Raw genomic sequence first — 26033 nt, 5'->3', positions numbered from 1 at the left:
GTGGATCCTCAACATGTTATCCAATCTAATTGAAGAGACAAAAAGATCAGCCTTAAGGCCAATCTTAAAGTGCTACATTTAAAGGCTGCTGCATTCTACTAGCCAAGGTTTCGAAAAACAGCGAGATTTAAGTAACTCGGCATCAGCAAGCTTTGCCTGCGCCTGTTCATAGCGAAGCTTTGCCAGTTCATATTCAGATTCCGTTGCTACTTGTAAAAATGCCTTAGCGCGCTCCAAATCGCGTACAGCCTGACCATAGTGACTGTCAGCTCTGCGCCAAATGGGGTCATATCCACTATTGTTTGTCGCCACCCAATCCTGCGCACCATAATGACCAGAATCTCGAAACCCTTTCACGACAAAACTGCGAGGCACTTTATCCAGTGCAGCCAAATCTTTCACCAACCCATTGCTATCAAAACTATACGCAACCAATTCATGTAGAGTTTCTAGGCAAGGGCCTATATTGCTCCCCCGGCAATAGGTTGGACGTTCATTTAACTGCTTTTGTAGCTTTTCAGGTAACGGTCCATTAGAGTTAACATCAACACTAAATACTGCACTTTCGGCATACTTTTCGATTTCTTTTACCTTAGTGATGGTCTTTTTGAAAAACAGCAAACGGATTTTTATCTTGATCACAAAACGTTTGTAATCTTCTACTGTTTTAAAGTGCAGGCGAGTATTTACGAATAAATCTCGGCCATAATTCACTTGATAAATAAAGCTGTGCCCGCAACTGGCAATATCCACACCATCGATCAGCGCTCGCTCTTCGAGCGTGCTGTATCCTTCGTTAAATTTCAAATGCAGCTGTGAAGTCAAAGACAAACTATCCGTCGCATTACGGTGTGTCATGGAAGTCGATACACTACCAGCAACAATGAATAAGTTGATCCCACCATGCACTTCACCAAAGGTACGGCGACGAATTAAGGTTTCATCCACTCTTTGAAAGTAATTTAGACTGCCTGAGAGGCTGGAATGGTATTGAACATCTCCTTGTAAACAAGGTTGTTCAATTGTGTGTGTATTTAAATTAAAGGCCTTACCTAAGTCCGCTGTTTTTGCTTTTTCACTGTAATACACCTTGCCATGAGCAACACAAGACAACAACGTGGCAAAGGCTGCCAAGTAAATTTTCATATCCGCTCCTTGAAATAGGCCGCATCGACCTGAGAGTACTATGCGGCCAAACTCAGGTTATTGAGCAAAGGCGTTGCCATAAGTGCTCAATGCGCCTTCACATAAGCGCCAATTTAAAATGCCACGCGCAGGTGCTGTAACATCAATAAAAGTTGGTGCCCATCTTAAGTTACGGAATCGCGCACTTTCCTCTTCTGTGACCACACCCGCTCTGACAGCTTCTTGTCTGGCTAACTCGCATTGCTTCCAGTCTTGTTTGTCAGTGCTAGGCAATTGAAGATCCGTGACGTTATAGCTTGCCGGGCACGCTTTACCACGCTCTACACACGCACTTTTCATCTCTTGCACTTTGTTTTCACACGCATAACCAAATGGGTTATCACGACAGAACTGTGCCGCATTAAAGAAGAACCAAGCATTGTCATAGGCAAGGTTTTTGATCCGCTCGACCGCAATGCGCTGCTGCTCCGGAAGGTATGCATAATAGCTGTTGAGCAACTTATCAGCGCGTTGTTCATCAAGGATTGCTTGCTTAAAGTCATCTTCAAGCTCACTGATCAACCACTTGGTTGCATTGCGCACAATTTGATACTCAGGCACTAAACTGCGTAGCGCCAGCGAAGAGTTTTCGTAACGCGTCGTATAATAGCGAACAACATTGTAGTCACTTAAGCTATTTAGCTGCGAATTAAACCCTGTTTTCGCATACTTGACCGCTTCATAGAACATATCAAAACAAGGCTTTGGGTTGTCCAGCGAACAGGTAATGATGTTATTTGGAATAATGCTCAGTAACTGTTTAGGATCGCCCCCTTGTTGCACTGCACGAACCGTTATTTTTACCGATGATTTGGTTTCATCCTTCAAGTATCTCAGCTGACCACCAACATTGAACACGCCACCATATAAATCGACATCTAAATAACCGCCAATATCAGATTTGTCCTTGTTACTGCCATAATCAATCTTGAGGTTTACTAGCACATTTGCGCCGTATTCAACACCCGTTAAAAACTCATCACCTACCAAAGTTTGTAATTTAGTTTGATGGTTATTGGCAATATCTTGGCCCACTTGTGATAGAACATAGCCTTGGTTTTGGCTTTTTGGTAAAAATAGACGTTTTTTGGGCGTGCTTGCGGCACTGAATGTATACGAACTTGAATAGGTACTAGAGGCCATTTCTTTTGCCAAAGAAGCGCCCGCGGACACACGTACTACCGGAAAGTTCACATCAACATCAACACTACCATTTAAGGTATTGAGCATGTCGTCATAGCTCATATCAATGCCAGTTTTAAACTTCAGCTCTGTATTACCAAACGTTTCATCAATCACACCAGCTACAGGTTGCACATTTAAAAAGCGCTTTTTTTGGCTATCGTACGCAGTGCCAATTGCAACATGGTCGTTGATCAATCCCGAGATAACCGACCCCGATAGATTTGAGCTAGAAACATCGGTAGCTTCACTTTGCGCTGCCAAACTTTGTCCAGTTAATGCCAATGCAATAACTGATAAATAAATAGGTTTCATATCATCTTTCCTTAACGAACTGTGATCAGGTAGTCTTCAACTTCGCCATACTGAATACGTCGACAAGCATTGTCGGAACCACCGCCAGCATCCAACGCGACGCGCATCAAGGTCACGCCCTCAGGAACATCCTTTGGCACATTAAACACAAACTGGAATACCCCATCAGACGCAGATGAATGCATTAGCTCATTGTTATCGAATTCGCCATTGTGGTTCCAATCAGCCCAAAGCCGTACTGCAACATAAGAGGGGTATTCAGGAATGACATTGCCAGGTGTCACGGTTACTTTTACCGCCCGATTTGCTGGTAATGTCACAACTTTCCCTGACACCACAGTGTGTTCGTGCGAGCCTGACATATGCTCAAACTCTTCAATTTTGACACCTTCAATCCACTCCCATTCGCTACCAAAGCTGGTATTTGCACAGTACTTGTGTTTTAAAACCGTCGTTTTTAAAGCCACCGCTTGATACTCTGGCGGCATCAGTGTGCAGGCTTGATTTTCGCTGGTTCCTGCAGTCCACTCATAGGGGTTAGTAAAGTCTTCATTGGCAAAGGTCACATACTGCGCTTGGCCTGCGGCAATCTTAGCTTGAGATAGCCACAGCTGTTGCAGTTGCTGAAGCTTTTGCTCTTTAGGAATGATCTCTCTGGTATCAAACATTTGTTCCCACATTTCAACCAGCAGACCGTCATAACACTTTTTCATCCAAGCAAAGCGCCCTTGGGCCTCTGTGGTTGTGAGCATATCGCCCAACTCACTGTACTTGGCATTTTCAATGAGTTCATCCGCGGGGGTTTGCGCTTGCACACTTGCTGCGAGCAACGATGAGGCAAGCGCGATTAAAGAAACATAATTGCTCTTAGTTAGCTTTTTCATAATGGTGTCCTTACTTTAATACATCGCTGATCGCACTATAATCTCTATAGTAAGCGAGGTTGCCAGATTCATAGTCGATGCAATAATTGCCTTCGGGATTACGCTCACAATAGTCAACCATATCAGCAAACAAGTTTGCGTTTGCGCGGCTTGAGCTCTCGATTTGCTGTAGTTGATTTAACTGCTCTGGCGAGAATTGTGCTGCATAATAACGCTGTAGATTTTTCGCTCTGCGATAGGTCAAACGCTCTTCTATCCAACGTGCCGTCAATTCTTTTATTACCAACTTAGTTAGGTAATTTACTGGCGTATAACCCGCATCGGGGATCAACTGCTGCAGTGCGGCACCAGAATCTAAATACTTAGTGATATAGCTTTCGGTGATGTTGTAATCATCTAAAGAATCGAACTGATTAATGTAGTCTGTTTTTAAGTAATTGACCGCCGCTTCAAATAGGTTGAAACACGGCTCAGGGTTGAGCAGCGTACAGCGCATGATGCCATTTGGAATGATGTTAAGTAGTCGGTTAGGATCTCCGCCACTTTGGTAACCACTGATAGAGATTTTGACCGATTGACGTTTTTCTTCATCAATTTTTTGTAGCTGCCCATCTACCTTAACTTTGCCGATCCAATCAACACTCAAGTAACCGCCAATTTTTCGCTTATCTTGCTCATTGCGGTATTCTATCTTCATGTTGATAACAACATTCGACCCATATGCAAAACCTTGCACAAAGCCATCACCCAAGTTGGCCGCTTTGTTGCCAGGATAAGCCTGGGCCAATTCTTTGGCTGCTTGCGTCGGTTGATAACCAGCATCGCCTGTCGGCATCAAAATACGAGACTTAGGCTTAACGGATGAATAGACACTGTAAGTACCCGTATATCTATCCGCACTGATATCTTTCGCGTAATTTGCGCCAGCATCAACGCGAACCGCAGGGAATTTAAAACCCGCATCCACTTTGCCGTCGATCAGCTTAAGTGCCTGTTCATAACTCAGATCAACACCCACTCTAAAATCGATATTGGTATTACCAAGATGTTCAACAGCAGTCCCTTGAACTGACTGAAGACCTAGTAAAACATCCCCTTTACTTTGATAAGCCGTCCCAAGCGGCACTAGATCTATGCTCTTGGCCTCGCCAGACAACGCCTTTAATTCACTTAACGTCTTTGGGGTTTCAGATATTTGAGCAATGGCTGGAACTGCTGACAAAGCCAGCGCAAGGCTAATGAAATTGTATTTTTTCATTTGTTTTCACTCCGTGAAGAGGCCTGAGTAAGGCCTCAGCTAGTTTGTGTCCTACTTGTTGAGGCTATTAAGGTAGTCTTTGTGCCATGCTTCTGGAATGCGCTTGAGGACGTCTTGCTCTGTTTCAACAAGCTCTTCAAACTCATTGTCTGTTTGCATTGCTAAATCACCGACCTGTAGGCCATTTGCAAACATTGAGAATGTTTCACCCGGACTGTGATTTGGATCATCTGCAGTTCTGGCTAGTTTCAAGTTATAGACGTGCTCATTGTATTTCTCTTCTTTAACCTCAGTGATCAGCTCCAGCCCTGACGCCGTGCGAATACGATCACCAACTTGTACTTTATTGGCCCATGAAGATACACCCGATAGTGTAACAACTGGATGAGATTCAGTGAGTAACAGCTCTTTGCCAGATTCAGTCGTCAGCTTGATCATTGGCTGACTTTCAGAGCCGATGGAAATATCTTTAATTTCAAGTGGTATATGAACGTTTGGCGCAAACTGGCTCGCTCCCAATACCGTTTCACCAACGCTTAGCTGCTCTATCGCTAGCTCTTTGCCGTTGGCAAGCTTAATCATGGAACCTTTTGCCAAACAGCTAAATACCATTTGTAGTGGTGGGTGCTCAATATCTTTCCAAGACTGATCATCAGGCATATCCGCACTGCCAACAACGTACGAATATCTTCTGGTCATTTTGCGCGGCCCTCTGGTCTCTTCACTTTCAATTGACAAGTTCATGATCCAGTGTGCATCTTCATAACGACCATATAGTCGTGCATCGCCAAAGATCCCTTTCGATCTAGGAATGTTCCACGAAATACGCGTCATATCAAAAGTCATCGAGCCAACTTTTTTAGTAAAATATTTCAGGTTAATGTGATCAGAAAACAGATGATTTGATCCCTGATAACCACCACCAAGTGCAGTTGCACCACCAAGCTCTTTAGTTTGGATAAAGATCTCAGTGCCGTGGTATAGCTCTACCGGTCTTTCCCCTTTTGGGTTAATGGTATAAGTTGGGTTGCCATTATCGTCAAAGGTTACATTTTTAGTTGACCAATCAGGGCGATAGATCTTAGTCACACGGCCCATTACATCCCTAAATCCAGTAAATGGTACAACCGCTTTAATTTGGTCATTAGGTGTGCCGGGATCGTAATAGGCGTCAATATCACAGTCATCATATCGGCGGTTTAAACAAACTTTGATGCGGTTATTCGTTGGGTCAGCATTGTCAATTTCTTTTCTATCAACTGGCGCTGTCACCCCTTTCTCAAGTAAATTTGCACCAATCTGTGTGTAACTGCTTGCAGGCTGGATTGTCATCTCCGCTGTTGGGTCGAATACTTCCAAGCCTTGACCTTCTGGAGAGTTTCTTACGTAGCCAAGATCAGCTAGCAATGTATCTTTTGAATACTCCATGGACATTTGCTTCGTTTCAGCCACTTCAACGCCGCTAGCATTGATATACGTAACGGTAACCCAAGCATTGGCAAAAATTTGTTCCGCTGCCATCAACTTAGGTAAAATATCGCTAAGCCTACCAACAGATGTAATATCCATGCGCTTCTTGGTAACGCCTTCGCCCCAATACTCAATAAAGCGCGGGATCGTAATTGGCTCGCCATGCTCATTAACCAGTGACAAGTCTAAAAAAGTATAAGTCGTCGGGGCTGTTTCACTGTTGATCGCTGAGATAATAACGTAATCATTACCGTTGGAGTCAGTGGCTGTTCTAAAGCCCATGTCAGTAAAAAAAGAGCAGACTTTTTCGTTATCGCATTCCGTGTTTGCCGGATTTGCCAAACCGGATACACTGGCAATGCCCATCTCTGATTGACTCGCTTGGTTAATTTCTGTGGTCTTTAACACATGAAACAAATGCGGACGGTTTTTTTCATTGATGCCATGTTGCGCCAAGCGCTGAGAAACCTGCTCATACGTACTGAGCGATGCGTCTGGTTGCACAATTGTCTGCAGAGTTAGGTTTTCGACGGAGATGGGGTTCGCTACAGCAACAAACGAAGCTCCTCCCAAAGCAGCAATCACTGCTAGGCTAACAAGTTTCATAAAGTTTCCTTTTAGATTAGTGATACAAGGTAGCTCGTAGGCAAAGGGACCTTTGCCTACATGACTGCGAGCGGTTAATTATTGATTAGTATTTAACTTTGATACGAAAATCATGTATTTCGCCGTAATCGAACAAACTACATGAGTCCTTTTTATAGGTATTTTCCGCGGGGTACTCTTCTAGTTTTGCACGGATATAAAAGTCTTTTGACCATTCGAGCCAAGATACTCGTGGTAATGAAATGGACTTGGTGGCTTTGATCCGGCAATGCTCACTACCTGAAATAGAGCGACACTCACTGTTGTCTAGCCAATAGCTATAGTTTGGATCATTGTCAAAGCTCGACTCTGACTCCACAAACTTGCCATCGCCATCTTTATCCAACCAAATTGTGAATCTCACGCCACGATTAGCATTCTCAAGTAGCCGCTCAGCTGTTGAACGCGGGATCAGGTTAGTGGCAATTTCTACACTTAAATTGGACCTTTGCTCCGCTTCAAAGTTTGGCGCAATAAATTTGCTATAGCCTTGAGGGTTGTGTCCTTGCGCATTGGTCAATGTCGCCAGTTCAGTAGAGTATCTGAACAACTTAATCTCATCGATAAAAAATACCCCAGCATTGGCACTGTTACTTATTTTTGCTGGACACTCATCCACTTTGGACAAGGTAATTTGGTCAAACTTGGTATCCGACTCGCTGTTGTCCGAATACCGAACTTCTAGCGACACATTAAATGTGCCACCTGCTGAAGGATAGCTAACGATACTAGGATCTTTTTCTGTACTGATTTTATTATCAAAACCGAAACGCCACAGATACTGAGCTGATTTATCGACATTGAGCTGCGAGGTATTGATAAATTTTACGCGATTATTATCAAGAGGTTGAATTTCAAAGTCTGAAATAATTGGCAAGTTTTTAGAATCAATATCTAACATCACATCCAACACTTGGCCATTGTCGACCACACCACAGCCATCCCAAATATAATAGTCATATTCATTGGTCGTTAAGGCGATACGCAACACCCCTAAGCCTGATGTGGCTTTTTGGTTAACTTTGAATGATACAGAGTCACCAGTAATTTTCTGGTTGCGCAGTATTTCGTCTTCACTTTCAATCAACCCATTTTTATTGTAGTCGAAGAACACGGATACCAGCTTGCCTGTTAAATCCTGCGAAAAGTTAAGTACGTAATCACGATTTTTTGCCAGCGCACGTGGAGCTGCAAATTGTCCTGTATATCCAGCTGGTAAATCATTTATTTGATGACCACCAAAAGAGAGCGACGTACTGTGTCTAAGGTCGCTATTCGTGTATGGCGCGCAAGTTTGTGCTTTACGGCTAAAGAAGTGATTAAACGCGCTGCGAGAGGTGCCATCTGTAGTTGTGACATCAATAGAAAAGCGCATTAATTTATCTTCAGTGACCACTTTTTTCCGTTTTAAAAATGGGTAGATTGCCGTATTGTCACTGCGGCGCCATTTTTCAACTTGCCCGTCACCCCAAACGATGTCGATTTGCGAAATCAAATCACTATCAAGTCGGCTTAAGTCATAGTTCACAGTATTGTAGTTTAACCACGTATCTGCATCTAACGTTGATAAACCAATTCCGGTTGAGATCCCAACGCCAGCTAAACTGTCGGAGACGTTTGCAGCAATGACTGAAGCGGGTTTATCTGCAACTGTCATATGCTCTGTCTGGTCTAATAGGCAATAGCCAAATTCATTGATTGAGATACCTGAAAACAAACATTGCGTCGCATTCGCCCGCAAAAACAGACTGTAAGCTTCTTGGATACTCCACCCATGGGTCTTAACAAGCTCGTAAAATGCTTTTCTTAATACTCCGCCATTGTCATGACCCGTTTTAGTGCTGGTGAAATCTTTCCAATGATCAATACTCCTGCCATCCCAAGACGGTAGTTCAAAATATCGTGCAGGTAGATCAGCGGCCATAACATCCCAGCCATACCACCACTTGCGATTGTTAGTGTACTGTCCAGGTTGCTCAAAAAATAAATCCAAAAATGGTTGGGATTGCGTATATGAACCGCTCGATGCATGCTGATAATAATCAAGCGCAGCAATGGCTGCGATGTCCGACATACCTTCATTGATCGCGCGGTCAATATCGCCATTGCCCAATGATGAATTCCATTGTGTAATAGCGTGTGCTGCCTCGTGGGCAACAATCCCTAGCCCAGTCAAAGAATAAAACTCATAGCCCCCATTACCTGGACCATAATTGGCGTAAGTGCCATCCCACGATGCATAGTTTGAGCCTAAGATAGTGTGTTTGTTTACTTTCTGGAGTAACGGTTTAATGCAGTAGCCTGTATCCGAGCAATCTTGCGCTTGTTCGGGAAAAATCTTTCTCAGATTTTTATGGAAAAACTGCATCACCAACCCAGCGTTAAAATGCGCTTCGTTGGCGGCACTGTAACTATAATAAGTGCCGTAAGTAGAGTCTATTTCATCTTTATTGTAATTTTCGTTATTGCTCTGACATAGATATGAAACTGGCTCAGTTTCTGAGATTTTTGCATCAAATGTCGTAACATAAGGGTTTTCTAGAATACAACGTTGTTGAGATTTCTTAATTACATAGGGGTAGCCATTAAACTCTGCAAAAATGGCATTGGCATCTAAATCTTCAAACAATAACTCTTTGCCTACTGGCGATGTATTGTCAAATTGGTAGCGCGTACAATTTTGCATACTATTGGGGCTCGGCGAATAACACACTGCGCCCAATTTGAAACTTCCCCCAATGCCACCGCCAACTTGATAGCCACTGTTTGATAAAGGGCTAGACGTGAAAGCATATTGCGTATTGTCATGTTGAGAAATCACTTTCAGATCAATTGCGCTCAATGTTAGCGTCTCATGATGGTCTTTAAACCAAGCCTCTATTTGAATAACAGGTAATAGCTGTTTATCTTGCAAAACGTACGCTTTGCGCGTCTCAATTCTTTGTGCATTTCGGACAATCTCCATTTGCTGCACCACTTGATGCAAAGCCGAATTTGTCATGCTGTAATACTGAGATGGGAGCTTCGCAACCACGCCACGTATCCATTTCCCCATTGTTTGACGAATAGAACCATCAGCATTACGTGCAATAACTAAGTTACTATCTAGGATAGGAAAATCCCCATAAAAAGCTTGATAGTGTTGGTAAACTGAAGTCGTTCCAACTGATTTCATCAACCGATATTGGATGTTGTCACCTAGGTGAGGGCTATCAACCGTAGCCTCTATTTGTGGCTTTATTGCAACGGCGCGCTCGATCTCATGCCATAGATATTGCTTGTTGTAGAGAGGCGTTGATTCTACTGAGGCAAAAGCATTAGAAACAATGAGTATACTCAATGATAGACCAAGCAAAACATCTACACGTTTCATACAATTTATCCTTTTAATTGTAGTGAGCAGAATGTTAACAATGTAACATTATTCAAGTTGTTTTGATCATATTTTATACTACAGCACTCTTTGGATGTATAGAGTAATTACATCAAAATGAGCAAAAAACATCATATATTTAATTTTTAATAAACTACAAATTAACAAAAAACAAACAAAAACACCGAAAGAAACGCAAAAAGAGCAATAGAATCGAGTTTTAAATATGGGGACGAATATGAAGATATCAGAAAATAACAATATTGCTATTATTTAAATTAACAACTGGGAGAAAGTGCTGCATTTACAGGGGATTGTACGCAAAATGACACTGTTATCCAGAGATAACAGACTGCTTACTGAATATGCCTTGATTGCAAATAAGCATTTGCATGGATATAAGCCTGCTAGGTTTTTTCACTGCCCTAGAGGCTACCCAGTCACGAGTTAACTAAATTAAGAGTGGCTCTTTTGATAACCCGCTGCACCTTTAGCAATATAGCGCAGCTGCCAGATCAATCTGGCAGTTAGCTCTGCCCGTTGCTGCTGATCCTGATCAAGCGCCTCTGCACCTGAGCTGAATACCAAAGTCACCATAGCTTCTGCCTGCATATAAGCGTGGTGCGCATCGACTTTAGTTTCAGATTCTAAATAGTGAGCTAACTCCAATATAAAATGCTTGATCTCCCTAGCTACAGCAGCACGAAATGCAGGAGATGTGCCAGACCGTTCTCTGAGCAACAGTCTAAATTGGTTGCTAGACGTTTCGATAAACTCCATAAAAGTCTGCACAGACGTATCAATAACACTACCACCACTGGCAATGCGTCTTCGTGCTTGGCGCATTAGCTGTCTTAGTGTTAGTCCCGCTTCATCGACTAGAGTCAGCCCTAACTCATTCATATCCTTAAAATGACGATAGAAAGACGTAGGCGCAATCCCCGCTTCTCGTGCCACTTCACGTAAGCTCAAGTTAGAAAAGCTATGCTCGGCACTGAGCTGATTGAATGCAGCCTCAATCAGTGCTTGTCGAGTTTTTTGTTTTTGTTGTGCACGCACACCTGACATCAATGCCCCCTACTTTATTTACCTCAATACGCTATTTGGGCAGTCTAATACTTGACGGCACAAGAATGAAATACTATTTTAGCGTACAAGTGTACGCTGAGATTTTAAAAATGAAAAAACCGCCTATTATTTGGACTAATTTAATATTCTTTAGTCTGTCTTTTTTAGCCGCCGTCACGCTAGTACCTTGGTACGGCTATGAATACGGTTATACGCTCACCCATTGGGTCGCATTTATCGCATGTATGTTTTACGCAGGCATGTCGATCACCGCTGGTTATCACCGCCTTTGGGCACATAAAGCCTATGAAACACATCCCGTGATCCAGGTTATTTTTGCACTTGGTGGTGCATTTGCGCTGCAAAATAGCATCTTGCACTGGAGCAGTGATCATCGTGTACATCACGGTCAAGTCGATGATCCAGTAAAAGACCCGTATGCCGCAACACGCGGCTTTTGGTATAGCCATATAGGTTGGATGCTGCGTGATTACCAAGGTGACAACTATGGCGACTACAGCAATGCACGAGACCTCCAGCGTAATAAGATCGTTATGTGGCAACACAAGCACTACCTCAAATTGGTTCTACTCACCAACATTGGTATTCCACTACTACTTGGCTTAGCACTCGGTGATATTTTTGGCATGTTGTTGCTTGCCGGTGTATTGCGTTTAGTTTTGTCACAACACTTTACTTTTTTCATTAACTCGCTGGCACACATTTGGGGCAGCCGCCCTTATACCGAAAAAAATACCGCCCGAGATAATGGTTTCTTAGCTTTGCTCACATATGGTGAGGGCTATCATAACTTCCACCATATTTTCGCCAGTGACTACCGCAATGGGATCCGCTGGTACCACTACGATCCAACCAAGTGGATGATTGGTGTTTTATCTTACCTAGGCCTTGCCAGTAAGTTAAAACGTACACCAGTAGAGCGCATTGAAAAAGCCAAAGCAGAAACCTTGTTGAATAAAACGAAAGTTACGCTTGCAAAATTGCCTTTAGCACAAGATAAGCTTACATTGTTACAGCAAGAATATGATTTGCTTTTGAAAAAGTTACAGAATTTTTGTGCAATTCAAAAGCAATTACTCGAAGCTAAAAAACATGCCGTTTTAGAACAGTGTGAACAATCAGCACTGCACAAACAATATTCTGAGTTAGAGCAGGCTTGGCATACACAAAAGCAGGCATGGTTGGCATTAAACTCGAGGCTGTTAAAAGGCGCGACAAGCTAACGCACCTAAACGGCCTCCCAATTGAGCAAGTAAGGCGAGGCCGTGACTAAATCCAAACAACAACCCAGTGAGCAACCACCGCAATCATTTCAGTATGACGCCATCATCATAGGAACTGGCCCCGGTGGCGAAGGGGCTGCGATGAACTTATCAAAGAGTCAGCGCAAAGTTGCCGTGATAGAAAAGCAAACCGCGGTTGGTGGCGGATGTGTTCACTGGGGCACTATTCCTTCAAAAGCACTTAGACATTCCGTTAGCCGTTTAATTGAGTACAAGGCTAATCCCCTATATCGATTTACTGAACGTCCTAAGCGATTAACCTTTCAGGATATTTTAAATCATGCCAGTGACGTTATTGGCAAACAATCTTCACTGCGATCCAGCTTTTACGACAGAAATCGCATTCACCTTTTCCAAGGTGAAGCCAGTTTTATCGATGCTAATACGGTCCGAGTGACTCATCTGGATGGCTCGCAAGATGTGCTTACTGCAAAGACCATTGTGATTGCCACAGGCTCTAGACCATACCGTCCACCTGAGATTAACTTTGATCATCCGAGGGTGTATGACAGCGATACAATTTTACGTCTGGAACACAACCCACAACGGGTGATCGTATACGGCGCGGGTGTAATTGGCTGTGAATATGCGTCTATCTTTAAAGGTTTAGGAGCTAAAGTAGACTTGATCAATACACGAGATCGACTTCTTTCCTTTATGGATGATGAAATATCAGATGCACTGAGCTATCACTTTTGGAACAGCGGTATTGTGATCCGTCACAATGAAGAGTTTGCCAAAGTAGAAACCAGTGACAAAGGCGTCATTCTTCACCTTCAGTCAGGTAAAAAAGTGAAAGCCGATTGTATCCTATGGGCCAATGGTAGAACAGGTAATACCGATAGTTTAAACCTCGAGGCTGTAGGCCTTAAAGCCGATGGGCGCGGTCAATTACGAGTCAATGAATACTACCAAACACAAGTTGAAAACATCTACGCGGTGGGCGATGTAATTGGCTACCCAAGTCTTGCCAGTGCGGCATTCGATCAAGGTCGAATTGCAGCCAATGCAATTGCCAATGGACAGTGTGATGAGCGCTTAATCACCGACATCCCAACTGGAATTTATACCATTCCAGAAATGAGTTCAGTCGGCAAGACGGAACAAGAGCTCACAGCCGCCAAAATACCTTATGAAGTTGGCAGAGCTCAGTTTAAACACCTTGCGCGGGCACAAATTGCCAGCACAGAAGTGGGCAGTTTAAAAATCTTGTTTCACACAAAAACCAAAGAAATATTGGGTATTCATTGCTTTGGTGAGCGTGCTTCCGAGATTGTCCACATTGGCCAAGCCATTATGGAGCAAAAAGGAGAAGGCAATAACGTCGAGTATTTCGTCAATACCACCTTCAACTACCCTACCATGGCAGAAGCCTACCGAGTTGCAGCGCTAAACGGTCTTAACAGACTCTGTGACTAGCTAACGTGTGTTGCGGCTGAAATCAATCAGCCGCAAATTAAAAGCGATACTCCCCGCTCACCCGCCATAGTTGTTCAATTTGGCGAGTTGGCAAGTTATCGTCGGCACGATTAGCCACTTTGGTTTCTAAATACTGAAATTCAGCGCCAATTCGCCAGCTCTCTGAGAATCGCCATTTAACCGTTGCTGTGATAGCGCCGCCATCACTGTCATTGGGATCGAAGACCCAATGATCCATATCTTTGACTTTAAACTGTTCGATGCGACCGCTCACTCGAAGCGCTTGCCAGCGGTGTGTCAATAAGAGAAATTGACTGTCAAAATCATTGTCTACACCCCGAGAAAACCCCATCGCCGTATTGCCAGACATGGCTTGCGCTATAACATGAGTGCGTTTTGTGATCTTATATTTATAGGCAAGGCTCCAAAACTTTGTATCCCATGCATATTGTCCGGTATGGTAATTAACCACCCCAGGATCACCATTATTATCGTACCAATAGGCACGTAAATCGTGACGGTTTTGATAGCTCCAATGCGCACCAACATAATAGCCAAAGCGCCCATCAATTTCGGTAAAAGGCTCTATTTGCCATGCCTGTTTGCGTAGCTGAGGCGCTCTAAACCCTGCCGTTGGTCTTAAGGCCAAAGCTTCATTGAATACGGACTGTCTATCGTGTGGCGCAAAGCCACGCCATGCCAACACCGCTCCCAATGGATCATTGCCTTTATAAACGCCCGCCAACCACTGCCAATTGTGCGCACTCGGTTTGTCTAATCGTTTCCCGTTGCGTTTCACACTGGCCTCTAAGCCAAACGCTCTAAGTTCTTCACCAAGCCAAGCATTTAACGCGGAATAACTATAATTATAGGGTGACGACCATCCAATATCGGGGTTTTCCAATGACATCTTTGGATAAAAACCACCAACACGTAATTGTGGCTGATAAGCCCCTCTTGTCACGGGTTTATACTCGGCAAAAAGCTCAGTAAAACCCACTTTTTCATCAGGGTCTGGTACGTACTGTAAGCTACTGTGCGCCGACCAACTAGATCCTATTTCAAAGCGGGACTGCACCAAGGCTCTGCTAATTTTGACCCCATCCTCACCTTGGCCAAAACGGTTCACCGATGCGCCTCTGGAATACCAAGACGGGTAGTCACTCGCAGATTGCCAGCTTGCTTGAACGACCCCTTTATGTTGCGCAGCATAACTTTGACAAGAAACACCAGCAAGGCCAGCTACCAGTGCGCACAGAGACGGAATGACAAAGATATTTTTTGTGCTGTTATTCATAATCATCAAACTCATCTGAAAAATCTTCTTTCAGTTCAAACAGTGACTGATTGAGCTGATAGCTTAAGGTATATGTATTTGGCAGCGATTTTAGTTGCTTGCGCTCTGGCTGATCCAAATTGGCGAACCCTTCATGCCACACGTTAATGGCCAAACCTGATTGCAACTGTTCTGGCATATCTATGACAGCTTTACCTTGCTCATCCGTCACCGCAAAATAGGTCGAATCCACCACCAGAATGTAGCCCAGCATCCAATCATGGATGTTGCACCCTAGTTCGACCACACCGGTATTGCCAAAGGTTAAAGACTGTGGATTATCGCGGTATAACTTAAACTCAAACGGTTGTGCGGCTGAAAAAGAATAGACATGATGCAAAATCGAGTCGTAGTTTGGAAAGGAGACCTCTGCACCTTTTGGCACAACTAAGATATGCGGTGTGAATGCCCGATCTTTTTGCCCCATTTTATAGCTCTGCTTGAGCGTGTTTTGGTTCAAAGTAAGTTGTTTACTCTCGAACCACACCACAGCTTCTTTCACTGGCTTCCCATCCGTGCCTGTAATGTTTAGCGTCAATGGCTTTGCCACCCCCATTGAAGACATCAAACAAGCACTTAGGGCCACTCCGTATCGCCACCTAGCACGCTTTGTTATTGCTTTATTTACTTGCTGCTGAAATTGCATTGAGCACAATCCTTATCTGGCCTTATTTTTCATTTGAGTATAGACCGGACGACGCAAATTATGCATTCATCGCATTTTAAATTTGAATACGTATGCAAACCATTCAGAGAGGCAAAATTAGTCCGTAAGCTAACCATAACCAGTTGCCTATATGGGAAAAAAACATGCGCTATTCAAGTTCACTTTGCTCTACCATAGGTTTCGTTGCCAGCTTACTGTCATTGACATCCACTGTGCACGCAGCCAGCTTTAAAGTCTCTTCACCAGATCAACAACTCACCGTGACCATTAGTGACGACGGTTCTCAGCCAAAGTACCAAGTCGCTTTCAAAGGACACACGGTGATCAACCCATCCACGCTTGGATTTGACTTTGCCAGAGCACCATCAATGCGAGACAGCTTGTATATCAGTGCTGTTGAGCGCCAATCACACAATGACACTTGGCAACAACCTTGGGGTGAAGCCCGCACGATTGTTGATCACCACAATGAGCTGTTGGTCACTTTTGCCGATAAACGTGAAAAAAACACACAATACCGAGTTCGGATCCGTACTTTTAATGATGGGCTAGGTTTTCGCTACGAAGTTGACAAAGAGGAAGCGAGGTATATCACCCGGGAACTTACGGAGTTTAGTGTCGCCGACAGCAGTGAAAGCCAAGCTTGGTGGATCCCTGCGAGGGGCTGGAATCGCTATGAGTATACTTATAACACCACACCACTGCACGATGCAGCACATGTCCATACACCGTTTACATTTAAAAATAAACGTGGTGTGCATCTGAGCATCCATGAAGCCGCTTTGGTTGACTACGCAGGCATGACGCTAAATCAACGCAGGCCAGGCACATTTATCAGTGATCTCACACCATGGTCAGATGGTATTGCGGTCAAAACCAACGGCCGATTCAAGTCCCCATGGCGAACAATTCAAGTGGGAGAGCACGCTACCGACTTACTCAACTCCCACCTTATTCTGAACCTCAATGAGCCAAATAAGCTGGGCGATGTTTCTTGGGTAGAACCGGGAAAATATACCGGTATCTGGTGGGGCATGCACATAGGGAAACACACTTGGGGGAGCGGCGAAAAACACGGCGCAACCACCGAACGTACTAAAGAGTATTTGAGCTTTGCCGCTGAGCATGGCTTTGACGGGGTCTTAGTCGAAGGTTGGAATACAGGTTGGGATGGCGACTGGTTCTTTAATGGCGATGTATTTAGCTTTACCGAGCCATACCCTGACTTTGATTTTAATGCCATTAAAGCACATGCCGAAAAAGTCGGTGCGCGCCTTATCGGCCATCATGAAACATCCGGCAACGTCAGCAACTATCGCAACCAAATGGATGCAGCATTTAATTTGTATGCGCAAAATGGGGTCAGCCAAATTAAAACCGGATATGTCGCAGATGGCGGCAATATCAAACGCATTGATGAACGTGGACACGCCCGGTTTGAATGGCACGATGGTCAGTTTATGGTCAATGAATATCTCGATAACGTGAAGCTCGCAGCAAAATACAAACTCAGTATCAATACTCATGAACCGATTAAGGATACAGGCCTTCGCCGTACGTACCCCAATTGGCTAACCCGCGAAGGGGCTCGAGGCCAAGAGTTTAATGCCTGGGGTACCCCTCCAAATCCACCAGAACACACTACGATGTTAGCGTTTACCCGCATGCTGTCTGGACCTATGGATTTTACGCCAGGTATATTTGACATGAGTTTTAATGGTCTAGGCGACAAAACAAATCGTCCACAGACGACGCTAGCAAAGCAACTGGCACTCTATGTTGTGTTGTATAGTCCGGTACAAATGGCGGCGGATCTACCTGAAAACTACCTTGCAAAACCTGATGCCTTTCAGTTTATCAAAGACGTCCCAACCGATTGGGAAAACAGTATCGCTTTGGCAGGTGAGGTTGGCGACTATGTGGTCTTTGCAAGGCAAGAGCGCGCGCGTGGAAAGTACACTGGTAAAGACTGGTATTTAGGCGCCATCACTGATGAGCATGCGCGAGATATCAAAGTCAAATTAGACTTTTTAGCAGCAGATCAGCGCTACGAAGCACAAATCTACCAAGATGGTAAAAATGCCAACTGGCAGCAGAACCCTTACGCATTAGACATCCAAAAACAGATCGTCACAGCCGAAGATACCCTGTCATTACAACTGGCTACCAGTGGAGGCACGGCAATACGATTTAAAGCCCTGTAACATACCAAGAGAGTAGGAGATACCTACTCTCTTGCCTTTCTTTACAAGTGTCCAGATCAGATCTATAACTAAGCTAACTTGCTGCATTAAAGTCAAAAATAACACCATAATTACACCTAGAATTAACCTTCACGTAATAATATGTAATTAATAGTTCGTAATATACCCCGATTGAAAACTAATAAAATTCCTTAAGTTGTATCCACGGCCTTAATTCACCTTGTTTGTAAATTTCCAATATGCAAAACACCAAATATGGTTGTTTCGCTTAGAAAGGATATTCGCTAGACAAAAGTTATATTGCTTTGGAGTCAACGATGAATGAATCAACAACACCCATAATGTCGCCCACAGATGCGATAAAAAAACAGTTACCACTAACTCAGTCACTGACACGCTACTTAAATACACGGTGCTCTGAAAGTGTGCTAAAACAGCTTTCATTAGAAGTGGAAGACTCATCTCAACAAGTTAAAACACATATATTTTTCGACCAAGAGCACCATCGACCAACCAGTGCGCGAAGCTACCCGATTGTTTACCAAAGAAAGCGTATCGGTGCACTCAATTTGTTAAAGCACGCAGATCTGCCAGGTACATCACCATCCGAATTAACGAATTTATCTGATCAGATAGGTATACTCGTAAAACGCAATGCTATTCAAACCTTGTCACATCAATATTTGGGTAAAAGTGCCTCGTTGCAGGGTTACAGTGATCAAATTTTGAATTTGGAAAAAACTATTGAGCGTATAGCTGCTAAATTATGCCCCGTATTCATACAAGCAGAGTCTGGCTCTGAGGTCATTGACGTTGCCTGCTCAATTCACTTTAGCAGCTACGCCAAACACCACCCATTTTATGAAATTGACTGTGCAAGTTGCGATGAAGAAGACTTTGCAAAAAAACTGCACCACATCAACTCTTCGATGAATCAAGGCTGCATATTCTTCAGCCACATTGATGCCCTCTCGGTTTCCCAGCAAAAGTACTTATTAGAGCAACTGACCACACAGAGCAATAACGCCACCAGCTATACCAGCAAAATTGATTTACAGCGCGTGCGCGTGATCAGCGCAAGTGAGCAAGACATCCAAGCAATGGTGGACAATGAACAGTTTTTACCCAGCCTGTGGCATAAACTCAACTTTTTTAACCTCAATATCCCACCGCTGCGCGAGCGACCTGAAGATATTCAAGAAATGGTTGAACAGCTATCTGAACTCTATCAACTCAGCCCTGAGCAGCACCTCACAGAACAAGCAAAATTGATGTTAAAAAACTACCGCTGGCCCAACAATGTTGCGGAGCTCGAAAAAGTATTGCTACGCGCATTTACTTTGGCCCAAGAAAACAACATAGGTGAGCAAACGCTGGCCACGATTTACCCTCAATTGGCTGCGGCCACTGACTATAGCCTTTCAAATAAACAGTGTGTTGACCATCTATTGGTGGGCAATTTAACCCCTTTTCAGAAATATCACCCCAGCTTACAAAAGGCACTCTCTTTTATCATGCAAAACTGGCAACGTGATATTTCTCTAAAGGAGTTATCGGCCAATGCGTTTGTAAGCCCTTCTCATTTATCTTATTTATTCAAACGTGCGCTTCAGCGCAGCTTTAAACAAATCCTTGCCGAGCTGCGGATCCGAAAAGCATGTGAACTCATTGAGCACAACCCCAACCTCAGGATCACCGATCTATGCATGGAAGTAGGCTTTGGTGATTTAAGCCACTTTGAAAAAATCTTTCGCCGTTATACCAACATGTCACCGCGCGAATACAAAAAAAAGTATCAACCGTAAGAGCCCAATTTACCCCTAATTTTCAATCTTTTGAGCCGATTAATCAGGCTTGTTAATGCCTAAACTGGCTGTATTGAAAACGACGGGTAACACCATGGCAGACATTGCAGCACTAGAACAATTGAATGAGTTGGTAGCACAGCAAGCCCCGGGAATATCTAGGGATATGTTATTGCAGGCCACCGCTCAATCATTGGGTAATGCCGCACATAATGCCACGCTCGCACAGCACCAGCACAATGCCATTATCAAGACAAATACTGCATTGGCCAGTGAAATGTTGCTGAGCATGGGTCCCAAAGCGTCGAAATAGTTTTTACCAGTCAATCTGGATAAAACACACCGCCTTATATAAGGCGAACAACTAACCAATAGAAGGAAAACACTATGGCAGCAGCACCAAGTGCAGCAGGTGGTGTAAACGCCCAAGTGACAGATTCTGTCACTCAGGTTAACACCAGTGTCACAGGCTCTACGCCTGCATCAGGTACAGGCAACCTACTTCTGTCAACAAGTCACGCATTGGGCACCGCAGCGCTTAACGCAACGACAGGTAATCAGCAAGCAGGGATCACAATGCAAGCAGCTACTGTACAGGGCATCAACTCTTTGATGTCAACTGGTACAGCGGTTGTTGGACGTGGTACAGCAGAAATTCTTAGCAAAGGCTAATCCAGCCGATTAATTAACTATCCAATGAGGAAAAAATCATGGCAGATACAGTAAACGCAGCAATCACAGATTCAGTAACTCAAGTAAATACTAAAGTAGTTGGTGAAACACCAGCAATGGCAATGGGCAACCTGTTAATGTCCACCAGCCAAGCTTTAAGTAATGCTGCTCACAACGCAACTTCAGCACAACAACAAGCACAAATCACAATGCAAGCTGCAACTGTGCAGGGCGTTAACTCACTTATGTCTATCGGCAGCTCAGTGGTTGGTCGTAGCGCTGAAGGTATCATCGAGAAAGGCTAATCCCCCTAATCTTAACCTTTATTTCTAATTTAAAATATTAACAGGAGTCAATCATGGCAGATGCAGTTAATGCACAAGTAACCGACTCGGTTACTCAGGTAAATACCAAGGTGGTTGGTGAAACACCAGCTATGGCAATGGGCAACCTACTCATGTCTACCAGCCAAGCGTTAGGCAATGCAGCACACAACGCAACAGCAGCACAACAACAAGCTGCTATCACTATGCAAGCTGCAACAGTACAAGGTGTTAACTCACTTATGTCTATCGGTAGTTCAGTGATCGGCCGCAGTGCAGAAGAAATCATTGAGCCTGACGCTTAATTGAATTCAGACGACTTGAACACAGGATACTGATCCACTATCCCAACCAAGCTCTTAGTGATGAATTCAGCGCTAAGAGCTTTTTTATTGTTTGGAGCTAACTATGGAAAACCTCAACAGTGCACCTGACGCGGCGGAGTCCGCTGTGCAGAGCGCACAGCAGTCCATCGCACAGTCCACTGCATTAGCCTTGTCGGATGCGACCGACAACCTTAGAAATCTCAATACATTGAGCACCACAGCTATCGGTGTAGCCCTGTCTCAATATATTGAAACTGGAGATGAAAAATTTTCCAAGATAATTGAAGATGCACAGTCAATCGTCAGTCGAGGAGCTGATAACTTCAGTGCAGTTGGAGAAAAAATTGCCACCGTTCTACATGAAAATCAAGAATAACAGCAGCCTTGGGGGCGTGCCCCCAAAATCCTAAAAAAGCCCGGATCAAATCTCACTTTACCCGATTTTAAAACGGCCATACCTCGTATTCTAGGTTGCATTAATTGCTCAGTTGTTGAGCAACTAACCAGTTTGAATTCACGAGGAGATAATCATGAGTGAGCAAGACAAAGACAGTGTGCCCTTTTCGCAACAAGCGACCAGCATGACTGAAACCACGTTAGCTGAAACGCTCGGGCTATCCATGCACAACGCCGTAACCAGTCAGCAGCATGCCCAAATGACCACCGCGGCGTCCATTACAAATGCATGTGCCAGACTACTCAAGACACCAGGTACGCCCCCCGCTCCCGGCAATAACAAAACACCAGCTGATGAGGAAGGTGATGAAGTGATGATTGCCGAACCAGCAGAGGCTGAGCCGAGTAAAAAGGAGAAAAAGCCCCGTTTTAACCTTTTCCGTTTTGGAAAAAATAAAAAAACACAAGCAGCTGATCCCCCACCAAAAACCGATGACTCAACAGAGACGGAGTAAATACCATGACGTCACTTGCCAAATACAGTGCGCTCTATGAAGAGCATATGGCACAAATACAAGCACTCTCAGAAAAACAAGAGCAAGAAGTGGCTGATCTGCTTGCCGAAAATGACCAGCGTCTCGATGCGCTTGCACCATTTGCCCAAGCCGACTCGGTCAATCAAGAAGTATCCAAGCAATTGGAGGCCGTCGAAGAACAAATCAGCGACGCGCTAAGTGAAATAAATAGCCAACTCCTTGGCTAACAACCAGATCCATTATTAAACCTAAGAAGGAAACCGCAATGGCGACTAAAGACCCTACAGTCAATAAACAAATCACTGATTCAATCACCCAGGTCAATACCAAGGTGCTTGCCGATAACCCAGCAATGGCAATGGGTAACCTCTATGCTTCAATGGGGGCCGCACTCTCCAACGCAGGAAACAATGCGACCAATGCGCAACAGCAAGCAGCAATCACGGTTCAAGCGGCAACAATTCAAGGTGTAAATGCCTTGGGTGCCGTAGGTAGTGCTGTACTCGGACGTGCAGCTGCCGCCATTACAGAAAAAGATGATGGGCAGTAACACAGCCTCAACACAGAGGCAGTCACTGCCTCTGCAGACAAATACAGTCCACTTATTAGGCTACTCGCCTTAACTTTAAGAGGTCGATAATTATGTCAGACAAAAATGGCCCCAGTGTTGACGAAATCATTTCCCAACTGAGTGATTCTGCTTTAGCAGATACCGTCGGGTTGATGATGCAAAATGCAATCACAGCGCAACAAAGTGCGCAAACTTACACCTCAGCGTCAGTCTCATCTGCTTGCGCTCTCATCCTAGCGCAAGGTGGATAAACTGACATGGCTGACAAACCAGCAGCTTTGGTTAAGGCACAACAAGCGGTTGCACAGTCAACCTCGATGGCTGTACAGGATGCAACTGACAACCTGCGTAACTTGAGCACTATCACCACAACAGCCATAGGTGTGGCATTGTCGCAATTGCTTGCTACCGGTGATCCTAAATACGTTAAAGTCATAGAAGAGGCACAAAAAGCCATGACCAAAGGCACTGAGAACTTCTCTGAGGTTGGTACCAAAGCAGCTAAAATTTTAAAGGACTTTTCTCCTTAATGTATATCCGCCATACCAGCGCCTATTGAGATATCGGTAGCGATTGAATAATCGCGATTGCCTTCCTAGCACTTGCAAGCAAACCACGAGATGGTCCACGCAATTGTAAGTCGCAATGTTGTAACTGGCCGCATCAATATCATTGAGTTTTATAAATAGGCGCTCAACTCCTTGGCTCGATAACTTGCGATAAAGCCACTCTTTGGCAAGCAACTTCTGTGGCTTTGGCAATGGCTCTCGATTAAATCCATTGAAGCCAAACCCATAGGCATAACTAGACTGATCACAATTGTTTTTAAACACTAAACTGGCGTGGCGGTGGTATAAGGGATGTCTAACTGGCAATCCTAATTGGTCTGTTGCTTGACTGCGACGGATACAAGCATAAACAGAAAAGGTCAAAGGCTCAGATGTCATAATGCATACTCATAGTTTACTATCTCGTTAGACTATGAATATGCCGTGTTAAATGCTCGGTAACTTAAACGCTGATTGGCTGCGAATTTACGAGCTTTGCGAGGCGTTTAGTTTGCGCAAGTGTGGTGAAATAAACTGACTCAACAATAAAGAGCAAGCCGCAAGTGCTGCGCCAAAATAAAATACCAAAGACTGATCATACAGCCAAACCACACCAAAACTCGCCGGGATCACCACAGCCGCAATATGATTGATGGTGAAGCTTACGCCCGCAGTGGCTGCAATGTCTTCTGGCCGTGCAATTTTTTGAAAATACGTTTTCAAAGCTATCGCCATGGCAAAGAAAATATGATCAACCACATACAGCACGGCCGCGACCTGTGCCGACTCAACCAAAGCATATCCGATAAAGACCACAATTAACCCAGTGTATTCAACGGTCAGTGCTTTTTGCTCACCAATACGTCCAATCCAGCTACCTATCTTGGGAGCCAAGAAAATGTTGATCACGTGATTAAGCATGTACAACGCGGTAATTTGTGCGACATCATAGCCAAACTTTTCAACCATTAAAAAGCCTGCAAATACCATGAATATTTGCCGACGAGCGCCAGAGAAAAACACCAGTAAATAATACAAACTGTATTCTTTGCGCAGAATCAGCTTTTTATTTTGTCCTGCCGCAGCAATAAACTGAGGGTGGGTCGAGGCCATAAATATCGTCACAATTAACCCCATACCACCTATCAATAAATACATCCACATATAGTCGGTTTGCAGCCAGCTAAATCCCACCCAGATAATTGCAAATGTCGCCAGTGAAGCCATAGACTTAATCGACAACAATTTGCCTAACTTTTCTGCTGCTTCATCTTTTTTAAACCACTGCAAACTGAGGGATTGATTTAAGGTTTCGAAATAGTGAAATCCTATCGACATCAACACTGTCGTAGCGTACAGGCCATAAATCGTTGGAAAAAACCCTGTGATGGCAACACCAATAGACAGCAGACACAAGCTTACAACCGCAAAGGTCTGCTCTTTTAATACCAGTAATATAAATACCGCGGTGAAAGCTAAAAAGCCGGGGATTTCTCGTAGTGATTGCAATATCCCCATATTGGCGCCAGTAAAGTCTGCTGCCTCAACAGCAAAATTATTCAGCATTGCAGTCCAGCCGGCAAATGTCATCGCCATTACACAGGTTGCTAAGACTAAAAAGCTCATCGGAGAAGGTGTAAACCGCAAGAATGATTGTTTTTCCATTTACTTTCCTAAGCACATTGAGTGAAACGCCTGGCTAGTATATGCTCAATTTTTACTGGCCTAAATCCAAAAATATGACAGAAAACTTATCTAAACAGACAAATAATTCTTGGGTGAGTGTGAAATCTCGCTTTAAGCGTAGCCAACTGGGCAAGCCCGTATTTCCGCGTGCCACGACTATGCCACAGTGGGAACATGTTGAAGAACATAGTCATCCCTGGGGACAGTTGACGTATATTAGTGATGGTGTCATGACCATTTTTACACCCCAAGGCAGCTTTGTGATCCCGCCTCAGCAAGCCCTTTGGATCCCCCCTCATGTTGGCCATGAACTCTATTGCCGGTACGGGGGGCACTTTCGCAGTGTTTACATTGACCAAAAATACCAAAACCTGCTTGGTGATCAGGCCAAATCACTGGTAGTCAGCGATTTATTAAAAGCCTTAATCTTGGAAATATGCACATGGCCTGACGACTATATCCTCGATGACAAAACCCAACGTTTTATCGATGTTTTTATCGATCGCTTGGAGCAAGCGCCCACCAGTGACTTTTTTATTCCACGGGCACAAGATACACGCCTTCACCCTATTGTTGCTGAGCTTTATGCCAACCCCGGGAGTCCAGTCACATTAGAGCAGTGGGGAAAGCGCGTCGGCGCATCCAGCCGTACGCTCAACCGTTTATTTCATAAAAACTTTGCGATGAGCTTTAGTCAGTGGAAGCAAAAGCTTCGGGCATTGCGCGCCGTAGAAATGCTCAACGCTGGACAATCTCAACAAATGATTGCCCAGCAATTGGGGTTTGAATCGAGCAGCGCGTTTAACACTGCATTTAAAAAAGTGTTTGGGGTCCCTCCCAAACAATACACCAAAGCGTAA

The 26033-nt window shown here is 44.2% G+C and carries 26 protein-coding genes; 15 read left to right on the top strand and 11 right to left on the bottom strand.

The genetic code is table 11. From position 1 onward, the window contains the following. Positions 1-78 precede the first annotated feature (78 nt). The 7 genes from MHN81_RS23940 to fabR form a co-directional block, all read right to left on the bottom strand. Positions 79-1146 carry a hypothetical protein gene (locus MHN81_RS23940; RefSeq protein ID WP_023401242.1) on the bottom strand — a complete coding sequence of 356 codons (1068 nt, stop codon included), beginning with the start codon at positions 1144-1146 and terminating at the stop codon, positions 79-81. Between the two features lie 57 nt (positions 1147-1203). Continuing rightward, positions 1204-2682, bottom strand: coding sequence for an internalin (locus MHN81_RS23935; protein WP_239426944.1), 1479 nt, complete (start codon positions 2680-2682; stop codon positions 1204-1206). An 11-nt stretch (positions 2683-2693) separates the two neighbouring features. Beyond that, a complete protein-coding gene (locus tag MHN81_RS23930; RefSeq protein ID WP_239426943.1) occupies positions 2694-3566 on the bottom strand; it encodes a GEVED domain-containing protein in 873 nt (290 codons plus the stop codon). Between the two features lie 10 nt (positions 3567-3576). Beyond that, positions 3577-4824 (bottom strand): hypothetical protein, encoded by a 1248-nt coding sequence (locus MHN81_RS23925; RefSeq protein WP_023401239.1) that lies wholly within the window; start codon positions 4822-4824, stop codon positions 3577-3579. A 51-nt stretch (positions 4825-4875) separates the two neighbouring features. Beyond that, positions 4876-6900, bottom strand: a complete 2025-nt coding sequence (locus tag MHN81_RS23920; RefSeq protein WP_023401238.1) for a Hint domain-containing protein — start codon at positions 6898-6900, stop codon at positions 4876-4878. 85 nt (positions 6901-6985) lie between these two features. Beyond that, on the bottom strand, positions 6986-10312 hold the full coding sequence (locus MHN81_RS23915; RefSeq protein WP_023401237.1) for a M4 family metallopeptidase: 3327 nt from the start codon (positions 10310-10312) through the stop codon (positions 6986-6988). 456 nt (positions 10313-10768) lie between these two features. Continuing rightward, the gene (gene fabR, locus MHN81_RS23910) at positions 10769-11380 is read right to left on the bottom strand and encodes an HTH-type transcriptional repressor FabR (RefSeq protein ID WP_023401236.1); all 612 of its coding nucleotides are present in this window, start codon (positions 11378-11380) and stop codon (positions 10769-10771) included. 110 nt (positions 11381-11490) lie between these two features. On the opposite strand from fabR, the gene MHN81_RS23905 reads away from it, so the two are divergent. Beyond that, the gene (locus MHN81_RS23905; protein WP_023401235.1) at positions 11491-12624 is read left to right on the top strand and encodes a fatty acid desaturase; all 1134 of its coding nucleotides are present in this window, start codon (positions 11491-11493) and stop codon (positions 12622-12624) included. A 42-nt stretch (positions 12625-12666) separates the two neighbouring features. After that, positions 12667-14103, top strand: a complete 1437-nt coding sequence (gene sthA / locus MHN81_RS23900) for a Si-specific NAD(P)(+) transhydrogenase (protein ID WP_023401234.1) — start codon at positions 12667-12669, stop codon at positions 14101-14103. 37 nt (positions 14104-14140) lie between these two features. On the opposite strand, the gene MHN81_RS23895 is transcribed toward sthA, so the two are convergent. Beyond that, positions 14141-15400, bottom strand: coding sequence for a hypothetical protein (locus tag MHN81_RS23895; RefSeq protein WP_239426942.1), 1260 nt, complete (start codon positions 15398-15400; stop codon positions 14141-14143). Further along, the gene (locus MHN81_RS23890; protein WP_023401232.1) at positions 15393-16085 is read right to left on the bottom strand and encodes a hypothetical protein; all 693 of its coding nucleotides are present in this window, start codon (positions 16083-16085) and stop codon (positions 15393-15395) included. Before MHN81_RS23890 ends, MHN81_RS23895 begins: the two co-directional genes overlap by 8 nt. Before the next feature lie 164 nt (positions 16086-16249). Here MHN81_RS23890 and MHN81_RS23885 point away from each other — a divergent pair, with 164 nt between their 5' ends. The 12 genes from MHN81_RS23885 to MHN81_RS23830 all read left to right on the top strand — a co-directional run bounded on the left by MHN81_RS23885 (position 16250) and on the right by MHN81_RS23830 (position 23469). Continuing rightward, positions 16250-18310, top strand: a complete 2061-nt coding sequence (locus MHN81_RS23885) for a glycoside hydrolase family 97 protein (RefSeq protein WP_239426941.1) — start codon at positions 16250-16252, stop codon at positions 18308-18310. A 317-nt stretch (positions 18311-18627) separates the two neighbouring features. Continuing rightward, entirely contained in the window at positions 18628-20115 is a 1488-nt protein-coding gene (locus MHN81_RS23880) for an AraC family transcriptional regulator (protein ID WP_023401230.1), read from the top strand. A 55-nt stretch (positions 20116-20170) separates the two neighbouring features. Then, positions 20171-20428 (top strand): RebB family R body protein, encoded by a 258-nt coding sequence (locus tag MHN81_RS23875; RefSeq protein WP_023401229.1) that lies wholly within the window; start codon positions 20171-20173, stop codon positions 20426-20428. A 74-nt stretch (positions 20429-20502) separates the two neighbouring features. After that, positions 20503-20787, top strand: a complete 285-nt coding sequence (locus MHN81_RS23870) for a RebB family R body protein (protein ID WP_023401228.1) — start codon at positions 20503-20505, stop codon at positions 20785-20787. 38 nt (positions 20788-20825) lie between these two features. After that, entirely contained in the window at positions 20826-21092 is a 267-nt protein-coding gene (locus tag MHN81_RS23865; protein ID WP_023401227.1) for a RebB family R body protein, read from the top strand. Between the two features lie 53 nt (positions 21093-21145). Continuing rightward, positions 21146-21415: a RebB family R body protein gene (locus MHN81_RS23860; protein ID WP_023401226.1), complete on the top strand. Its 270-nt coding sequence runs from the start codon at positions 21146-21148 to the stop codon at positions 21413-21415. Between the two features lie 103 nt (positions 21416-21518). After that, positions 21519-21812 carry a hypothetical protein gene (locus tag MHN81_RS23855; protein WP_023401225.1) on the top strand — a complete coding sequence of 98 codons (294 nt, stop codon included), beginning with the start codon at positions 21519-21521 and terminating at the stop codon, positions 21810-21812. A 154-nt stretch (positions 21813-21966) separates the two neighbouring features. Next, entirely contained in the window at positions 21967-22347 is a 381-nt protein-coding gene (locus MHN81_RS23850; protein WP_239426940.1) for a RebB family R body protein, read from the top strand. Between the two features lie 5 nt (positions 22348-22352). After that, a complete protein-coding gene (locus MHN81_RS23845) occupies positions 22353-22595 on the top strand; it encodes a hypothetical protein (RefSeq protein ID WP_023401223.1) in 243 nt (80 codons plus the stop codon). A 38-nt stretch (positions 22596-22633) separates the two neighbouring features. Beyond that, positions 22634-22918 carry a RebB family R body protein gene (locus MHN81_RS23840; RefSeq protein ID WP_023401222.1) on the top strand — a complete coding sequence of 95 codons (285 nt, stop codon included), beginning with the start codon at positions 22634-22636 and terminating at the stop codon, positions 22916-22918. 92 nt (positions 22919-23010) lie between these two features. Next, a complete protein-coding gene (locus MHN81_RS23835) occupies positions 23011-23190 on the top strand; it encodes a RebB family R body protein (RefSeq protein WP_023401221.1) in 180 nt (59 codons plus the stop codon). 6 nt (positions 23191-23196) lie between these two features. Beyond that, positions 23197-23469: a RebB family R body protein gene (locus tag MHN81_RS23830; RefSeq protein ID WP_023401220.1), complete on the top strand. Its 273-nt coding sequence runs from the start codon at positions 23197-23199 to the stop codon at positions 23467-23469. Here MHN81_RS23830 and MHN81_RS23825 read toward each other — a convergent pair. Together MHN81_RS23825 and MHN81_RS23820 are read right to left on the bottom strand one after the other, a co-directional pair. Next, the gene (locus tag MHN81_RS23825) at positions 23449-23886 is read right to left on the bottom strand and encodes a hypothetical protein (RefSeq protein WP_023401219.1); all 438 of its coding nucleotides are present in this window, start codon (positions 23884-23886) and stop codon (positions 23449-23451) included. The two genes, MHN81_RS23830 and MHN81_RS23825, sit on opposite strands and share 21 nt — an antisense overlap. An 87-nt stretch (positions 23887-23973) precedes the next feature. Beyond that, positions 23974-25152 (bottom strand): MFS transporter, encoded by a 1179-nt coding sequence (locus MHN81_RS23820; RefSeq protein WP_239426939.1) that lies wholly within the window; start codon positions 25150-25152, stop codon positions 23974-23976. Positions 25153-25226: 74 nt separating this feature from the next. On the opposite strand from MHN81_RS23820, the gene MHN81_RS23815 reads away from it, so the two are divergent. Next, complete coding sequence (locus MHN81_RS23815) at positions 25227-26033, top strand: helix-turn-helix transcriptional regulator (RefSeq protein WP_036977090.1); 807 nt, start codon at positions 25227-25229, stop codon at positions 26031-26033.

Source organism: Pseudoalteromonas sp. Of7M-16 (assembly GCF_022347805.1).
In the GTDB taxonomy this organism is placed as follows: Bacteria; Pseudomonadota; Gammaproteobacteria; order Enterobacterales; family Alteromonadaceae; genus Pseudoalteromonas; species Pseudoalteromonas luteoviolacea_F.
The sequence above is the reverse complement of the archived record's forward strand: the minus strand, read 5'-3'. Positions and strand labels throughout refer to the sequence as shown.

Excerpts from the sequence above, each read along its gene's own strand:
- MHN81_RS23830 (WP_023401220.1), top strand. The coding sequence starts at position 23,197 with ATGGCTGACAAACCAGCAGCTTTGGTTAAGGCACAACAAGCGGTTGCA.
- MHN81_RS23865 (WP_023401227.1), top strand. The coding sequence starts at position 20,826 with ATGGCAGATACAGTAAACGCAGCAATCACAGATTCAGTAACTCAAGTA.
- MHN81_RS23880 (WP_023401230.1), top strand. The coding sequence starts at position 18,628 with ATGAATGAATCAACAACACCCATAATGTCGCCCACAGATGCGATAAAA.
- MHN81_RS23890 (WP_023401232.1), bottom strand. The coding sequence starts at position 16,085 with ATGCAATTTCAGCAGCAAGTAAATAAAGCAATAACAAAGCGTGCTAGG.
- MHN81_RS23820 (WP_239426939.1), bottom strand. The coding sequence starts at position 25,152 with ATGGAAAAACAATCATTCTTGCGGTTTACACCTTCTCCGATGAGCTTT.
- MHN81_RS23935 (WP_239426944.1), bottom strand. The coding sequence starts at position 2,682 with ATGAAACCTATTTATTTATCAGTTATTGCATTGGCATTAACTGGACAA.
- MHN81_RS23855 (WP_023401225.1), top strand. The coding sequence starts at position 21,519 with ATGGAAAACCTCAACAGTGCACCTGACGCGGCGGAGTCCGCTGTGCAG.
- MHN81_RS23905 (WP_023401235.1), top strand. The coding sequence starts at position 11,491 with ATGAAAAAACCGCCTATTATTTGGACTAATTTAATATTCTTTAGTCTG.
- MHN81_RS23840 (WP_023401222.1), top strand. The coding sequence starts at position 22,634 with ATGGCGACTAAAGACCCTACAGTCAATAAACAAATCACTGATTCAATC.
- MHN81_RS23850 (WP_239426940.1), top strand. The coding sequence starts at position 21,967 with ATGAGTGAGCAAGACAAAGACAGTGTGCCCTTTTCGCAACAAGCGACC.
- MHN81_RS23915 (WP_023401237.1), bottom strand. The coding sequence starts at position 10,312 with ATGAAACGTGTAGATGTTTTGCTTGGTCTATCATTGAGTATACTCATT.
- MHN81_RS23895 (WP_239426942.1), bottom strand. The coding sequence starts at position 15,400 with ATGAATAACAGCACAAAAAATATCTTTGTCATTCCGTCTCTGTGCGCA.
- MHN81_RS23860 (WP_023401226.1), top strand. The coding sequence starts at position 21,146 with ATGGCAGATGCAGTTAATGCACAAGTAACCGACTCGGTTACTCAGGTA.
- fabR (WP_023401236.1), bottom strand. The coding sequence starts at position 11,380 with ATGTCAGGTGTGCGTGCACAACAAAAACAAAAAACTCGACAAGCACTG.
- MHN81_RS23825 (WP_023401219.1), bottom strand. The coding sequence starts at position 23,886 with ATGACATCTGAGCCTTTGACCTTTTCTGTTTATGCTTGTATCCGTCGC.
- MHN81_RS23930 (WP_239426943.1), bottom strand. The coding sequence starts at position 3,566 with ATGAAAAAGCTAACTAAGAGCAATTATGTTTCTTTAATCGCGCTTGCC.
- MHN81_RS23835 (WP_023401221.1), top strand. The coding sequence starts at position 23,011 with ATGTCAGACAAAAATGGCCCCAGTGTTGACGAAATCATTTCCCAACTG.
- MHN81_RS23885 (WP_239426941.1), top strand. The coding sequence starts at position 16,250 with ATGCGCTATTCAAGTTCACTTTGCTCTACCATAGGTTTCGTTGCCAGC.
- MHN81_RS23870 (WP_023401228.1), top strand. The coding sequence starts at position 20,503 with ATGGCAGCAGCACCAAGTGCAGCAGGTGGTGTAAACGCCCAAGTGACA.
- MHN81_RS23925 (WP_023401239.1), bottom strand. The coding sequence starts at position 4,824 with ATGAAAAAATACAATTTCATTAGCCTTGCGCTGGCTTTGTCAGCAGTT.
- MHN81_RS23875 (WP_023401229.1), top strand. The coding sequence starts at position 20,171 with ATGCCTAAACTGGCTGTATTGAAAACGACGGGTAACACCATGGCAGAC.
- MHN81_RS23815 (WP_036977090.1), top strand. The coding sequence starts at position 25,227 with ATGACAGAAAACTTATCTAAACAGACAAATAATTCTTGGGTGAGTGTG.
- MHN81_RS23920 (WP_023401238.1), bottom strand. The coding sequence starts at position 6,900 with ATGAAACTTGTTAGCCTAGCAGTGATTGCTGCTTTGGGAGGAGCTTCG.
- MHN81_RS23940 (WP_023401242.1), bottom strand. The coding sequence starts at position 1,146 with ATGAAAATTTACTTGGCAGCCTTTGCCACGTTGTTGTCTTGTGTTGCT.
- MHN81_RS23845 (WP_023401223.1), top strand. The coding sequence starts at position 22,353 with ATGACGTCACTTGCCAAATACAGTGCGCTCTATGAAGAGCATATGGCA.